Source organism: Dehalococcoidia bacterium (genome assembly GCA_035574915.1).
Lineage (GTDB): Bacteria > Chloroflexota > Dehalococcoidia > DSTF01 > WHTK01 > DATLYJ01.
The window spans coordinates 21,538-35,930 of sequence record DATLYJ010000080.1 but is presented as its reverse complement, the minus strand read 5'-3'; the positions used below and the strand labels follow the sequence as shown (position 1 = coordinate 35,930).

15 protein-coding genes are annotated in these 14,393 nt (G+C 67.9%); 6 read left to right on the top strand and 9 right to left on the bottom strand.

What is annotated here, in order from left to right:
• From VNN10_07790 to VNN10_07780, 3 genes are all read right to left on the bottom strand, one after another.
• Positions 1-1,202, bottom strand: a 1,202-nt coding sequence (locus VNN10_07790; GenBank protein ID HXH21917.1) for a nicotinate phosphoribosyltransferase, incomplete at its 3' end; no start/stop codon positions are given.
• A 7-nt stretch (positions 1,203-1,209) separates the two neighbouring features.
• Positions 1,210-1,800 carry an isochorismatase family protein gene (locus VNN10_07785; protein HXH21916.1) on the bottom strand — a complete coding sequence of 197 codons (591 nt, stop codon included), beginning with the start codon at positions 1,798-1,800 and terminating at the stop codon, positions 1,210-1,212.
• A 172-nt stretch (positions 1,801-1,972) separates the two neighbouring features.
• Positions 1,973-2,881, bottom strand: a complete 909-nt coding sequence (locus tag VNN10_07780) for a TIGR03560 family F420-dependent LLM class oxidoreductase (protein ID HXH21915.1) — start codon at positions 2,879-2,881, stop codon at positions 1,973-1,975.
• Between the two features lie 158 nt (positions 2,882-3,039).
• Here VNN10_07780 and VNN10_07775 point away from each other — a divergent pair, with 158 nt between their 5' ends.
• Positions 3,040-3,216, top strand: a complete 177-nt coding sequence (locus VNN10_07775; protein HXH21914.1) for a hypothetical protein — start codon at positions 3,040-3,042, stop codon at positions 3,214-3,216.
• 6 nt (positions 3,217-3,222) lie between these two features.
• Here the strand turns inward: VNN10_07775 and VNN10_07770 are convergent, their stop codons facing one another.
• From VNN10_07770 to groL, 4 genes are all read right to left on the bottom strand, one after another.
• Positions 3,223-3,612: a pyridoxamine 5'-phosphate oxidase family protein gene (locus tag VNN10_07770; protein ID HXH21913.1), complete on the bottom strand. Its 390-nt coding sequence runs from the start codon at positions 3,610-3,612 to the stop codon at positions 3,223-3,225.
• A 100-nt stretch (positions 3,613-3,712) separates the two neighbouring features.
• Positions 3,713-5,710 carry a S9 family peptidase gene (locus tag VNN10_07765; GenBank protein ID HXH21912.1) on the bottom strand — a complete coding sequence of 666 codons (1,998 nt, stop codon included), beginning with the start codon at positions 5,708-5,710 and terminating at the stop codon, positions 3,713-3,715.
• A 169-nt stretch (positions 5,711-5,879) separates the two neighbouring features.
• Complete coding sequence (locus VNN10_07760) at positions 5,880-6,338, bottom strand: hypothetical protein (GenBank protein HXH21911.1); 459 nt, start codon at positions 6,336-6,338, stop codon at positions 5,880-5,882.
• Between the two features lie 106 nt (positions 6,339-6,444).
• Positions 6,445-8,052: a chaperonin GroEL gene (gene groL / locus VNN10_07755; GenBank protein HXH21910.1), complete on the bottom strand. Its 1,608-nt coding sequence runs from the start codon at positions 8,050-8,052 to the stop codon at positions 6,445-6,447.
• Positions 8,053-8,383: 331 nt separating this feature from the next.
• On the opposite strand from groL, the gene VNN10_07750 reads away from it, so the two are divergent.
• From VNN10_07750 to VNN10_07740, 3 genes are all read left to right on the top strand, one after another.
• The gene (locus VNN10_07750) at positions 8,384-8,695 is read left to right on the top strand and encodes a hypothetical protein (protein HXH21909.1); all 312 of its coding nucleotides are present in this window, start codon (positions 8,384-8,386) and stop codon (positions 8,693-8,695) included.
• Between the two features lie 401 nt (positions 8,696-9,096).
• Positions 9,097-9,738, top strand: coding sequence for a phosphoribosyltransferase (locus VNN10_07745; protein HXH21908.1), 642 nt, complete (start codon positions 9,097-9,099; stop codon positions 9,736-9,738).
• 173 nt (positions 9,739-9,911) lie between these two features.
• Entirely contained in the window at positions 9,912-10,970 is a 1,059-nt protein-coding gene (locus VNN10_07740; protein HXH21907.1) for a DUF4352 domain-containing protein, read from the top strand.
• Between the two features lie 116 nt (positions 10,971-11,086).
• On the opposite strand, the gene VNN10_07735 is transcribed toward VNN10_07740, so the two are convergent.
• The gene (locus VNN10_07735) at positions 11,087-11,302 is read right to left on the bottom strand and encodes a helix-turn-helix domain-containing protein (protein ID HXH21906.1); all 216 of its coding nucleotides are present in this window, start codon (positions 11,300-11,302) and stop codon (positions 11,087-11,089) included.
• A gap of 74 nt (positions 11,303-11,376) precedes the next feature.
• Positions 11,377-11,538 carry a hypothetical protein gene (locus VNN10_07730; protein HXH21905.1) on the bottom strand — a complete coding sequence of 54 codons (162 nt, stop codon included), beginning with the start codon at positions 11,536-11,538 and terminating at the stop codon, positions 11,377-11,379.
• A gap of 224 nt (positions 11,539-11,762) precedes the next feature.
• On the opposite strand from VNN10_07730, the gene VNN10_07725 reads away from it, so the two are divergent.
• Together VNN10_07725 and VNN10_07720 are read left to right on the top strand one after the other, a co-directional pair.
• Complete coding sequence (locus VNN10_07725; GenBank protein ID HXH21904.1) at positions 11,763-12,893, top strand: glycosyltransferase; 1,131 nt, start codon at positions 11,763-11,765, stop codon at positions 12,891-12,893.
• Positions 12,890-14,350 carry a flippase gene (locus VNN10_07720; protein HXH21903.1) on the top strand — a complete coding sequence of 487 codons (1,461 nt, stop codon included), beginning with the start codon at positions 12,890-12,892 and terminating at the stop codon, positions 14,348-14,350. Before VNN10_07725 ends, VNN10_07720 begins: the two co-directional genes overlap by 4 nt.
• The last annotated feature ends 43 nt before the right edge of the window (positions 14,351-14,393 follow it).

The following is a 14,393-nucleotide window of genomic DNA, read 5'->3' as shown; positions in this document are numbered from 1 at the left end:
CAGCGAGCCCGCGCCTCCTCAAGGGAGGAGGCGCCGGCAGCGGTCCTCCGGCCGGCATGCATGACCTCGACCATCAGCGGCTCGCCGGGAAGAGACTCGGAGGCCAGGGCGATGACGTCTCCGGCGAAGCGGCCATGTTCGAGGCGCCGGAATACCTGCTTGGGGCCGGGCAGCGTCGCCTTCTCGGGCGAGAGCTTCATGCGCGGCCGGCCAGCGAAGGCGACCAGCTTGTACGCCGAGTCGAGCGCGGGCGCGTCGCTGGAGACCGTGGCGGCCGTGCCGACTCCGAAGGCGGTGAAGGGCGCGCCGGCGCTCAGGAGCGCATCGATCTCGTATTCGTCCATGCCGCCGCTACCGAAGATGCCCGCCGCCCGGAGGCCGGCATCGTCCAGGACCTGCCGCGCTGCCTTCGCCAGGGCGCCCATGTCGCCGGAGTCCAGACGGACGCCGCGGATGCGCAGGCCGCCCTGCTCCGCGGCGAGCGCCGCGACCCGCCGCAGGCCCTCCATGGTGTCGTAGGTATCGACCAGTAGGACGGTCTCCGGGTAGGAGCGGAGGAAGGCCCGGAACGCCTCGACCTCGGACTCGTGCGCCTCGATGTAGCTGTGGGCCATGGTGCCGGCAACGGGAATGCCGTACTCCCGGCCGGCGAGCACGTTCGAGGTGGAGTCGTAGCCGGCGATGTAGAGTGCCCGGGCCGCCTTCAAGGCGGCGTCGCTGCCGTGGGCGCGGCGCGAGCCGAAGTCGACCAGGGTGCGGCCGCGGGCGGCGATGACGGCCCTTGCCCCCTTGGAGGCGATGATGGTCTGGAACGTGACCTGGTTCAGGAGGTAGGTCTCGACGATCTGTGCCTGCGGAATCGGCGCCGTTACCTCAAGGATGGGCTCGCCGGCGAAGACCGCGGTCCCCTCGGGCACCGCGCGCACGGACCCGGTGAAGCGCAGGGTTGACAGATACTCCAGGAACGGCTCCGAGAAGAGGCCTCGCGAGCGCAGGTACTCCAGGGCCGCCTGGTCGAACGAGAGCGCTTCGAGGTAAGACAGGACCTGGTCGAGGCCGCAGGCGATGAGGAAATTCCGCTGCGGCGGCAGGCTGCGGACGTAGAGGTCGAAGACGGCATCCTGCTCGAGGCCCTCGTTGAAGTAGGCCTGGCACATCGTCAGCTCGTAGAGGTCGGTGAAAAGGCCTTCGCCCTCCCGCATCGCCCCGCTACTCGATCCGCGCGCCGGCAGCCGCGGCAGCCTCGAGCGCGCGTTCCCCGTCTCCGGGTTGCAGGTCGACGGCGGCGACCGCCTCGCGGAGCACGGTGACGTCGAAGCCGAGGCGGCGCGCGTCCAGGGCGGTCTCCTTCACGCAGTAGTCGGTCGCCAGGCCGACGATGACGACCTTCTGGATGCCGGCGTCGCGCAGCAACGACTCCAGGCGCGTCGGGTAGTGCTCGCCGGAGCGAGGATCTCGCACGCTGAACACGGAGTAGCCGTCCTCGCCGCCTGTCCCCTTGTGGATGACCTCGGCGCCTTCCACGACCTTGAGGTCAGGGTGGAAGGCGGCGCCCCACGTGTCGCCCACGCAGTGCACGGGCCAGACGCCGCCGTCCTTCTGGAAGTGCGGCGTCGAGGGCGGATGCCAGTCTCGCGAATAGACCACGAGGGCGCCGGCGGCCCGTGCGCGTTCGATCTCCGCATTCACGACGGGCACGATGGTTTCGCCGCCGCGCACGTACAGCGAGCCGCGAGGGTCGGCGAAGTCGTTCTGCATGTCTACGACGAGCAGCGCTGTCGTGGAGTCGTAGTCAGGCATTGGCAGCGAGCGCCTCCCCGGGGCCTCTCTGTGTACTTAGTCTGCCAGAAGGATGCAGGCTCCTCTAGTTCCTGCGATGCCGTTTCCGGGCGGGGGCCAGGGCGCGGCCAACGTCAGTGCGCGCTCCCTGGGAGCGGGCCTTCAGCCTTCAATGCCGGCGGCAGCCAGCGGGCTAGCGGAAGGCTGGCATCACGTCTTCGACGTACTCCTGGAGGGCCTCCCAGTCCACGGGCGGGCGGATGGCGATGTTCACGCGCTGGGCGCCGCCGTCTATGTACTCGCCAATCTTGTCGATGACCTGCTGTGGTTCGCCGGAGAGGCCGCCCGCTGCCGCTCCCGGCCGCAAGCGGCTCGTGTCGCTCGGCCCTCTGGACGACATGAGGAAGTGCAGGTTCACGGACTTTTCGATGGTCCCGGGGTCACGGCCGAGCTTCTCGCACCACATGTCCAGGACCTTGCTCTTGTGCGCGAAGACGTCGGGGCCGATGTAGGGGACGTTCCAGCCGTCGGCCCGGCGGGCGGCGATGCGCAGGGTGCGCTGCTCGCCGCCGCCGCCGACGATGATCGGCATCCGGCTTTGCAGGGGCTTCGGGTTGTTGCGGACGTTGTCGACGCGGTAGTACTTGCCCTGGAAGCTGAACTGCTCCCGGGTCAGCATGCCGCGGATGATCCGCACCCCCTCGGACAGGCGGTCCAGCCGCTCTCTGACCGGCGGGAAGTCGTAGCCGAAGGCCTGGTGCTCCTGGACATGCCAGCCGGCGCCGAGGCCCACGGTCACCCTGCCGCCGCTGAGGTGGTCGATGGTGGTCAGGGACTTGGCCAGGAGCGCCGGGTTGCGGTAGTTCATGCAGAAGACCAGGCAGCCGATGCGGGGCCGCTTCGTCTCGAGGGCGAGCGCGGCCATCAGAGCGACCGCCTCGTAGGTCGGGCCTTCGTTGTCGCGGTTGGGGGCCTCGTAGAAGTGGTCCCAGACGCTGATCCAGTCGAAGCCGTTCTCGTCGCAATAGCGCCAGAGCCGCCGCAGTTCGTCCAGCTCTATGTCCTGCTGTCCGGTGTGTACCCCAAGCTCGATTTTCGGCATCGGAAGTCCTTCCAGGCGAGGCTAACAAGCGCGCGATGGGAGATGAGAGTGCGGCCATAGTACGACAGTGCCGCCGCAGCCCCAAGCCCGGGCGGGACGCGGTCATCACCTCATGACCGTGCGGGAGCGCCGCCGACGGAGACGCTGGAGGTCTGGTTGTGGTCGCGCGTGCGGCTACGCCGCGCGGGGCCGAGGCTGAGGTCCTGGTCAGTTATCCGGAGGCGGACCTCGGCGAGCGGCGGCTGGCGCCCTTCGATGGGACGGCAGGGCTGGAGCCCCGCGGGGCAGGGGCCGTCGCGGCCGTGGTTGCAGAGGGATGCCCGGACGCGACGTGAGGCTGGTCAGCCCTCGAGCCGCGCCCAACGGTAGGTCTCCGGCGAGAAGACGATGAGGGTCGGCACGCCGCCCTGGCGGCCGCTGCCCGGGGGCCGGCCAAGGTAGGCCTCCGCTTCGCTGCCCTGCAGCAGCCGGGCCTTCCCGTAGACGACGACGCACCTGGGGCCGTCAGTGACGGCCAGGGCCACGCCGGGCCGCTTGCGGATGTTCTTGACCTTAGCGGTCTCGGAGCCGGTGCTGATGACGATGTCCTTCCCGTCGTAGGAGTAGGAGAGGATGGATTGCTGCGGCGTGCCGTCACGGCGGCCGGTGGCCAGCACGCCGAGGCGATGCTCTTTCAGGAACTGGTCGGCGATCGCCCTCAACTCCTCGTATGTGCGCCGCGGTTGCGTCATCTTGCACCCCTTCGAGTCCCTCCCAGCAGCGCCGGGTCAGCGGGATTGTATTGCAGCCCGGGCGCAAGGACGAAGTCGTCACGTGCGCCCGAGGTCTCTTTCAAGCCCTCAGGCGGCGGCCGAACCAGGCGAGGATCACCTCGAAACGCTTGAGGCGATTTCGCGGCTTGCCGGAGCGCGACATTTCGTGATTGTCCTCAGGGAAGCGCCAGAACTCTACCGGCCGTCTCAGCAGCTTCAACCCGACGTAAAGCTGCTCCGCCTGCTCGATCGGGCAGCGCAGGTCATTTTCGGCGTGGATGATGAGCAGGGGCGTGCGGATGTCACGCACGTAGGTGATCGGCGACATACGCAGGAACCGGTCAGCGTCCCTGGAGGGCACGCCACCGACGTGGTCCAGCTGGAAGTTGAAGCCGATGTCGCTTGTGCCAACCATCGAGTAGGCGTTGTTTACGGCGCGCTCGGAGCAGGCGGCACGGAAGCGCCGCGTGTGGCCGACGGCCCAGCTGGTCATGAAGCCACCGTAAGACCCGCCCATGATGCCGATCCGAGATGAGTCCACAAAGGGCAGCGCCTCGGCGGCGTCCGCGATAGCCGTCACGTCGGCCCAGTCCTTGCCACCCCAGTCGCCGAGGACGGCCATCGCCCAGTCTTCGCTGTAGCCGTCGGAGCCGCGGGGGTTGCCGAACGCGACCACGTAGCCGGCGCCGGCGTAGACCTGGAATTCGTCGAAGAAGTTGCTCCCGTACTGGGTCTTGGGGCCGCCGTGCACGTTGAGCAGGCAGGGCAGGGCCCCGGTGGCCCCGGGCGGCCGGATGACCCACGCTTGTACGGGCGTGCCGTCCGCGCTCGTGGCCTTGATCTCCTCTCGCGGCGCCAGTTCGACCTCGTCGAGCCAGGCGGCGTTCTCGCTGGTGAGCTGGCGCTCGCCGCCGCCGTCCTCGGACACCAGGTAGACCTCGGCCGGATGGGTGGTGTCGCTGGCCAGGAAGCACACTTTCCCGGCGGCGCCGCGGGCGGCGGTTACCTGCCTGGCCCCTCTCAGGACGGGCGCCGGGTCGGCCTTCGACGCAGGCGTGGAGTAGAGGTGACAGTCACCGCCGTCCACGACGCCGAAGAAGACCGACCCGCCGTCGTTCGACCAGAAGGGCTCGACGCCGCTGTTGCAGTTGCGGTCGAGCGCCTGGGACAGGCAGGAGGGAGCGCCGCCAGCCGTTGGCACCAGCCAGAGGCGATGGTGGCGCCCGGAGGGCCGATCTCGGTGGGTATGGCCGAGGTAGGCGATCAAGGAGCCGTCCGGCGACCAGGCCGGGGCGCTGACCGGCCCCTGCGTGCTCGTCAGCCGCCGCGGCGCCGGCGCCTTCTTCGGCGTCTCGCCTGGCGGCGGGACGTCGACCAGCCAGAGGTCCGCGGCGGTGTCGCGGTCGCGGCTCGCGTGGCGGGCCGACACGAAGGCGACCTGCTTGCCGTCCGGCGACCAGCGGGGCGGGCCGTCGTTGAAGTCGCCGGCCGTGAGGGCGATCGCCGACCTGGACTCGCGGGAGTCGAAGTCTACGTCGACCAGGTAGATGTGTGTGCGCTTGTCGTCGACGAGGCCCTCGCCGTTGCTCTTGTATTTGAGGGTCGTGATCTTCCGCACCTTGGGATAGGGCTTGCCGTCAGGCGCCCTGGGCGCGGGGTTGAGCTCGACGCGGCTGGTGAAGGCGATGCGCCTGCCGTCCGGCGACCAGGCCGGGTTGGCGGCGCCGTCCTTCGCGTCCGTGAGGCGCCAGGCTTCTCCGCCGGCGGCGGCGATGACCCAGAGCTGTGGTTTCTCCTTTTCGTCACCGCGCTCGCTCACGAAGACGAGGTGCCGCCCGTCCGGCGACCAGCGCGGCGAGGTGTCGCGCTTCGGCCCGTTGGTGAGAGGCAGCGACTCGCCGGTGGCCACGTCCACCAGGGCGATGAAGGAGCGGTTTTCGTTCCTCTTCGCGTCGAGAGTGGTGACGACGTAGGCAACGCGGCTGCCGTCCGGGGAAATCTGGGGGTCGCTGAGCCAGCGGATGCGGAGGATGTCCTCCGGACGCATGGGGCGCTTCGCGGGCGCTGTTTCCGTCATGCCGGGCCTCCTGGGCAGTGTTAGCGCATTGTGGCACAGGAACCCGGACGGGCCAGGAGACAGCGGAGAGGGGGGTCAGACGGCGGGCGCGCGAACGGCAGCGATAGGGGGCGCGCCGGGCGCGCGCGGACTCCCTACGTGGGAGCCCAGCGGACGGCTGAGGGCGGGCTTACCCGCGCGGCTGCTGCTGCTGTTGAGGCCAGAGGCCTACGTAGTTACGCCCGAGGATGGCGTTGGTAAGCACCTGGCGCTCGAGCGCCTTCAGGTCTTCGAGCGAGTTGTCGCACTGGCGGGCGGCGTCCGGGTCCGTGGGCGCGCCGACCCGTTCGCAGATGCGCTCCCATATGCCGGACTGCTGGAGGAAGGCGATGGAGTGCGGCCAGGCGAAGAAGACGAAGTTCTGAGGCGGGCCGAAGGCCGGGCGCTCCTTGCCGAGCCAGAAGTAGCGCTCCTGGACGGAGCCGAGCGGCTCGACGACGCGGACCATCGGGCCGGCCTCGGCGTTCCTGCGGGTATCGACCAGTAGCCGCTCGGAGAAGTTCGCGAATCCTACCGCAAAGACGTCCGCATTCTCTACAACCTGGCGTATCTGACCTACGTCGACTAGAAGACCATTTTCGCTTTGCATTGGTGTCCCCTCTATCAAAGTTATCGGTAAGTGCCCGGCCTCCTTTGGCCTGACGGGACGCCGGCGCGGGTGCAGGGGAGCGGCTCGCCCGCGCCGGCGGACGCGGCTAGTACATGGGAGGCGTGGCGCCAGCGGTCTCCTTCTCGGGGATGTCGGTGACGAGGCAGTTGGTGGTCAGCACCATACCGGCGATGCTGACGGCGTTTTCGAGCGCGGAGCGAGTCACCTTCAGCGGGTCGATGATGCCCTTCTTCTGCATGTCGCCGAAGTCATCGCGGGCCGCGTCGTAGCCCTGGCCGACGGGGAGGCTGCGCACCTCCTGGACGATCACGGAGCCGTCCTGGCCGGCGTTGATGGCGATGCGGCGTAGGGGCTCCTCCAGGGCGCGGCGCAGGATCATGGCGCCCGTGCGCTCGTCACCTTCGAGGTCCAGGGAGTCGAGCGCGGACTGGGCATTGACCAGGGCCACGCCGCCGCCGGGCAGGATGCCTTCCTCGACGGCCGCGCGGGTGGCGCTGAGGGCATCCTCGACCCTGTGCTTTTTCTCCTTGAGCTCGACTTCCGTGGCGGCGCCGACCTTGATGACGGCGACGCTGCCGGCCAGCTTGCCCAGGCGCTCCTGCAGCTTCTCGCGGTCCCAGTCGGAGGTGGTGGTCTCGAGGGCGGACTTGATCTGGGCGACGCGGGCCTCGATGTCCTCCTTGCGGCCGCGGCCCTCGATGATGGTGGTCTCCTCCTTGCCGACGACGACGCGGCGGGCGCGGCCGAGGTCTTCGAGGGTGACGGAGTCCAGCTTGCGGCCGAGCTCCTCGCTGATCACGGTGCCGCCGGTCAGGGCGGCGATGTCGCCGAGGTTGTCCTTGCGGCGGTCGCCGAAGCCGGGGGCCTTGACGGCGATGACGTTGATGGTGCCCCGCAGCTTGTTCACGGCAAGCGTCGCCAGGGCTTCGCCGTCGCAGTCCTCGCAGATGATGAGGAGGTTCTTGCTGGCCTGCAGGACCTTCTCGAGGACGGGGAGGATGTCGGCGACGGCGCTGATCTTGCGGTCGGTGATGAGGATGAAGGGCTCTTCGAGCTCAGCCTCCATCTTTTCGGAGTTGGTGACGAAGTAGGGCGAGATGTAGCCGCGGTCGAACTGCATGCCTTCGACGTACTCGACCTCGGTCTTGATGCTCTTCGACTCCTCGACGGTGATGACGCCGTCCTTGCCGACCTTCTCCATGCACTCGCCGATGAGCTCGCCGATCGCCTCGTCGTTGTTGGCCGAGATCGCGGCGACCTGGGCCATCTGCTCGCGTTCGGTGACAGGAGTGGCGATGGAGCGCAGCCTTTCGATCACGGCCTGGGTGGCCTTCTCGATACCGCGCTTGAGGGCCATGGGGTTGGCGCCGGCGGTGACGTTCTTGAGGCCCTCGGCGACGATGGCCTGGCCGAGGACGGTGGCGGTGGTGGTGCCGTCACCGGCGATGTCGTTGGTCTTGGAGGCGATCTCCTTGGCGAGCTGGGCGCCGATGTTGGGGAAGGGGTCCTGGAGCTCGATCTCCTTGGCGATGGTGACGCCGTCGTTGGTGATGGTCGGGGGGCCGAACTTCTTGTCGAGGACGACGTTGCGGCCCTTGGGACCGAGGGTGATCTTGACGGCGTCGGCGAGGGCGTCGATGCCATCCTTGAGTGCGGCGCGGGCGTCCTGATCGAATAGCAGCTGCTTGGCCATGCTCACTCCTCCGGGAATTCGATTTGCAGTTTCGTGTTTGGCGGGTTCTTTAGCACTCAGGTGGGGGGAGTGCTAACGGCATTTTGGAGCAAGGCGCGCGCAAGCGCAAGGGGTTTGGCCGATAGTCTGGATCGCGGGCGCGAGCGCCCGGCTTCCGCCCTATGAGCGGAGGGCCTAGAGCGCCGATCACCGCTTACTGTTACCGATGCCACGCAGTGAGGGCCGAAATCGCCCCGAAGATCACTGGTTCCTGCGATGCCGCGCCGGCGGGCCAGGGCGACACTGTCTCCAGTTGCTCCGGCTGGCAAGGAGCGCTGATGGAGGCAAAGCGATGGGCACCGCACAGATCGACATGGTCACGAGAGCCGGAGAGCGCAGCCCGCCCGGGCCGGCCCGGATGGCGATCACCCGCCTGGACGAGCGAGAGGTCGTCCGGGCAGACGGCGAGGTCGACCGGCCGTGGACGAGGGTCAAGCTCGACGTGTATCCGCAGGCATCGCGCGTCGTGGTGGAGCTGTCGCGCCAGCGATGGGACGGGGAGCCGGAAGCCCTGGCCATGATGCTGGACGCAAGGGAAGCGCGAAGCCTGGTGTGCGTGCTGGTGCAGGCGCTGCGGACGGTGGAGGGCGGAGAGGAGGGGTGACGTCCCTCGCCCGCCCCAGGGGTGTCTTGCAGATACGTATACGGCGGCATCGAAGTCCAAAGGAACGCGTGACGTAATCGAAATCGACTTGACAAGGCATGGGGCGGTGCTATGCTGGCGCTGGAACTCCGGAGTCCGAATAAAGCAGGACAGTCCCGCAAGGGAGGAAACGTCGGCATGACCGACCGGGTCCGTTGGGGAGTTTGGCAAGTCGACTCTTAATGCCCTGTCGGGTCGACAGGGCGCACGACAAAGGGTAGACCGCCAGAGAAACCGAATCTTGGCCAGATGCGTGTAAGCCTGGCGCAAGTGGATGGAGTTTCCAGATAGGCGGGAACGCGAACGAAATCGACCCGGCGCCGGAGGTCCGAAGGGCCTCCGGCGTTTTGTGATTTGAGGCGATGAGCGTCGAGAACAACAGCAGACTCTGGCTGGCGGATGCCCTCTTCCAGCTGGACGCGGTCCAGTTCGGCGAATTCACGCTCGGACGCACGACGGTCGGATCCCCCGTTTACATAAACGTACGACGTCTCATCGGCCACCCCTCGGCCCTATGGCGGGCGGCGCACGTCATCCACGAGGAGATCCTCGCGCTGCAGTCGATGCGCAACCCGCAGGTCCACCCCTTTGACCTCGTCGCGGGCGTGCCACTCGGCGGACTGCACATCGCCACGGCGTACTCGCTGACGGCCAAGGTCCCGATGATCTACCTGCATCCCAGCCGGGAGGGGAATGAGATCGAGGGCGTCTATCAACCGAACCAGACGGCGATCATCATGGACGACCTGGTAACCGGCGGCGGGAGCATCCTGGAGACGGCGGAGAAGCTGCGTGAGCAAGGGCTGTACGTGCGCGACGCCTTCGTGCTGATCGACAGGCAGCAGGGGGCGCGCGAGCGCCTGCTGCGCGCGGGCATCAACATGCGCAGCTGTCTGACGCTGGAGGTCATCCTCAACCATCTTCGCTACACGGGCCGCATCAGCGACGACTGGTACAAGCGGTCGATGGACTACCTGCGGTCGACGATTTCTGGCTCCGAGTAAGCGGCGAATCGCGAGTTTCTGCCGATTATCTTCCAGGACCAGTCCGCGCTATGACCTCTCCCGCCGCCATTGTCCTGAGCGGCCCGGGCCGGAAATGCCAGCTACGGCGGCCGCGGGGTCGAGATCGAGCGATCGGACCACACACTGTCGAAAGCGAGTTGTAACATCTTCGCATGCTAAAGAAAGCCTTACTCCCCGCCCTTAGCGCCGTCCTCGTGCTCGCCGTCGCCGCCTGTGGTGGTGGGGGCGGCGGCGGGGGAGGCGGCTCGGAGGAAGAACAGGTCACGAGGGCGACCAACCAGCACATCAAGGTGCTGCTCGGGGTGATCACGGGCGGCAGCAGCGGGAAGGACGTCATCAACACGTTTGCGCCGGAGTGCCGGGGCGGCGTCAACGCGAGCGAGATCGACGCCGCGCTGGGCCTCATCCGCCTCTTCGTCCCTCAGCTGGCGCAGGCAAAGATCGAGGAGGTCGACGTCGGCAAGCTGAGACTGGTCAAGGTAGCTGAGGGTTACGAGGTGAGGCCGGAGAACGTCGACGCGATCCGGATCAAGTCCAAGGGCAAGTGGCAGACGGCGGACGAGTTCTTCTCCGGACTCGGCCTGGGCGGCGGAAGCGACCCGTCGGACGAGCTCGAGTCGCTCCTGCTCGTAAAGCGCGACGGGAAGTGGTACCTCGGCGACTGCGGAGAGCTCAGGGACTTCGGCGGCGGCCTCGGCGGCAGCGGGAACTCGCCGGACACGCGCGTGACGGTCACGGCGGGCGGGCGCACGCCGACGCCGACCCGTACGGGCCCCGGCAGCTCCCGTTCGAACCCCGTACGCCTCGGCCAGCCGGGGCGCATCGAGGGCAAGTGGGAGATAACGGTGACGGGCGTTGACCGCGACGGCTGGCCGAAGGTCCAGGCGGAGAGCCGCTTCAACGACCCGCCGAAGGCGGGCGAGCGCATGCTGCTTATCTCGCTGCGGGTGAAGAACATATCTACCAACCAGAGGCCGGAGAACATCGACTCCTACGCTTTCAGCCTGGTGGGGTCGCGCAACCGGCTCTACGACCAGTTCGACGACGACACCGACTGCGGCGTCATCTCGAAGGAGCTGGACGCAAACCTCTTCCCGAACGGCCAGGCGGAGGGCAACGTCTGCTTCAAGGTACCCACGGACGAGACGGGGTTTCTGCTGGTCTGGCAGGAGTTCTTCTCGGACGAGCTGACGTACTTCGCGCTGGAGTAGGCGGCGAGGCCGTCCGGCAGGTCAGCCCACCGTCGCTCAGGCCGTGGCCTTGCGGGCGTCAGGCCGACGCTGCGCAGCCTCGCGCTGATGTGTTGAGGGCTGAAGCGCTAAGAGGGCTACAGGAGGCGGCGCAGGGGTTTGCGGCCGGGGCGGGGGTCGTAGTTGGCCTTGAACATCTCGAGTTTGTCCCGTTCGATGAGGTACTTGCCGGCGAAGATCACGGCCGGCACCTTCTTCTGCTTGATCAGACGACGCAGGCTCTGAGGGTGGATGCCGAGGATGCGCGCTGCTTCGACGAGGTCCAGGTAGTTATCGAACGGGTCTCTGACCATTGTTCTCCGCGCGGAACACTTCAGGTGCTAAAGCGCGTGAGTCAATATATCACGGCTGTCAAGAGAGTAGACATTTATGCATCTGGCCGGCGGCGCTTGAGGCGCTTGCGCAGGGCATCGGCGTAGACGCGTTTGACGCCCGCGCCGTGCTTCTGCATGCGCCGTCGCGCGGCCAGATGGCGCTGTTCGCGCCGCTGCCAGCGCCGGGGAGCGCCCGGCGTCTCCTGCTCGCTCATCCATCCCACGGTATCACCCGCGGGGCCGAAAAGCCGGAGGCGCCTCTGCCGATAATCCCTCGATGCCCTGCAGGGAGGCACTGGTGCGGCGCCGTCCAGAAGCACCTCTTTCAGCTAGCGCGATCACGCCGGTTGCAACAGCGGCGGGCCCCGCTACGCCTGAGACCAGCCGGCCTGGCGCGGGAGCGGGCGGCCGCGGGGCGGCTTCGCCCCTGAAGGTGACGATGGTGGGCAGCCTGCCGCCGGCGAAAGGCATCTCTCCTTACATGCTGCACCTGGTGCAATCCCTTGCAGGGCGCGAGGATGTCGACCTCGAGGTCGTAACCTTCGCCAGCATCTATCCGCGCTGGCTCTATCCCGGCGGCGACCCCGAGGACGGCTCCGCGCCCTCGGCAGTCCCGGGAGCGCGCGTCCGGCGGCTCCTCAGCTGGTACAACCCGGTCGCGGCGCTGTGGGCTGGTGCGTCTTTGCGCGGCGATGTGGTGCACGCCCAGTGGTGGAGCTACGTCCTGGCGCCGGTTTATGCCCTGATGCTTGCGGTGGCGCGGCTGCGCGGCAAGAAGGTGGTAGTGACGGTGCACAACGCTGCGCCGCACGAGTCGTCGCGCCTCAGCCGCCTCTTGAACCGGGCCGTATACGCCTTCGCGCACAGCTTCGTGGTGCACGCGGGCCAGAATCGCGATGCCCTGCGGCCGGCGGCGCGCGGGCGCCGGATCGACGTGCTGCCAATGGGCGCGATCGGCACGGCGGTCGAGCCGCGGTCGAAGTCCGAGGCGCGACGCACGGCCGGGCTAGACCCGAGGGCAAAGGTAGTGCTCGCCTTCGGCAATATTCGTCCATATAAAGGGCTGGACGTCCTCATAGATGCGTTCGCGGCGGTAGTCCGTGATATCCCGGAGGCCGTGCTTGTGATCGCGGGAAAGCCGTGGTCTGACTGGCAGCCGTACGAGAGCCTTATCGCATCGCTGGGCCTATCGGGCCGGGTGCGGCTATTCCTCGACTTCATCCCGAACGACCTTGTGGAGGCGCTCTTCGTGGCGAGCGACGTTGTCGTGCTTCCTTACAAGCATTTCGACGCGCAAAGCGCAGTCGGGGCGCAGGCGCTGGCCTTCGGGAGGCCCATGGTCGTGTCCGACGCTGGCGGCCTGCCGGAGCTTGTGGGACGGCCCGAGGCCGTCTTTCCGGCGGGAGACGCCCCGGCACTAGCCGCGGCACTGGCGCGCGTGCTCAGCGACGGCGCTCTGGCGCAGGCGATGGCTCGGGACAGTGAGCGGCTGGCCCGCGAGCTGTCCTGGGATGCCATCGCCGAGAGGACGGTCGAGGTGTACCGTCAGGTCCTTAGCGGGGGCGCATGAGCGTCAGCATGGGCGATGCGCGGCAGGTCTCGGCGCGGACGCTGCTGTTCAACACGGGATGGCTGGTGGGAGCCCAGGTGGCCTGGGGCGTGGCCATGTTTGTGCGCTCGGCGGTCATCGCGCGCCACGTTGGAGCCGTCGCCTACGGGCACTGGGGCTTTGCGTTGGCCTTTACGAGCTTTTTCGCGACGGCGGCCGACTTCGGCCTCTCGACCCTGGCCACGCGCGACCTGAGCCGAGGCGCGCGGCCGGGACCGTACCTCGGCACCGTGGGGGCAATCAAGGTCGCTCTCACTGCGGCGGTGTTCGCCCTTTTGGTCGCGCTCGAGCCGCTGGTGAACGACAGCGCCGAAGCGCGGGCGCTGGTCTACATTCTGGGTGCGCAGCTTCTCGTGGCGTCGGGGACGCTGATCCTGCAATGTTCGTTCCGGGCATCGGGGAAGATGGCGCTTGAGGCCGCGGTGACCTCGGTTCATGCGTTTGTCAGCGTCGGCGTGGTTGCGGCGCTGGCGGCTGGCGGCGCCGCAGTCACTGAGATCGCGGCAGCCTCGCTAGCGGTCACGGTCGTGGTTTTCCTTGTCTGTGGGGCGCTGGCCCTCCGGATATTGCGCCCGCTGGCGTTCGAGTTCCAGATGGAGCTTGCGAAGGCGCTTGTCCGCGAGACCTGGCCGCTTGGCGTGGCGATGCTGACGACGGCGGTCTACTACTACTTCGATCGCGTCATCATGGGAGCCCTTGGTCAGGCCGAGGAGCTGGGCTGGTACACGGCAGCCTATGCGCCGGCACTCTGGAGTTCCGGCATCGTCTCGATGCTGAGGGCAGCGTTCCTGCCGGCGCAGTCGCGCGCCTATGCTAGCGGCAGGCAGAAGCGGGCCCTCATGCGGCTGTATGGCTCCTACTCACTCGCCTTCGGCCTGCCGGTGGCGGCAGGCGGCTTCGTGCTCGCGGAGCCGCTCCTCGTGTTCGTGTACGGGGCCGAATACGCAGGTGGCACCTTCGCGCTGCGCGTGCTGAGCCTGACCGCGGGCGCCATGTTTCTCTCCAGCTATTTCGGGTCTCACCTTCTGGTCTCGGGGCGACAGCGCGAGTATCTCGCCGGCGTAGCGATTGCCGCCGTGGTCAACGTGGTGCTGAACCTCGCCCTCATACCGCGGTTCAGTCTTGACGGGGCAGCGGCGGCGACCCTGGCTGCCGAGACAGCGGTGTTCGCGTTCATGGCTTCTCGTACCGGGGGCATGGGTCGCCAAGAGATACTGATGACGGCGGCGCGGCCGGCCACGGCGGCGCTCGCCGTGGTCGGCGTGCTGCTCGCCGTACACCCGGCGGCGCCGCTGCCCCTGACAATCGTGCTCGCCGCCGCGGCCTACGCGGCGCTGGTCTGGCGCCTGGGCGTCCTAAAGATGCCTGGCGGCCTGACCGAGGCCGAGGACGAGAACGTGGTTTCCAGGGCTGCCTGACCAGGGCGGCGTAGAGGACCCGCGCGCCGGTCCGGCGCGCAAG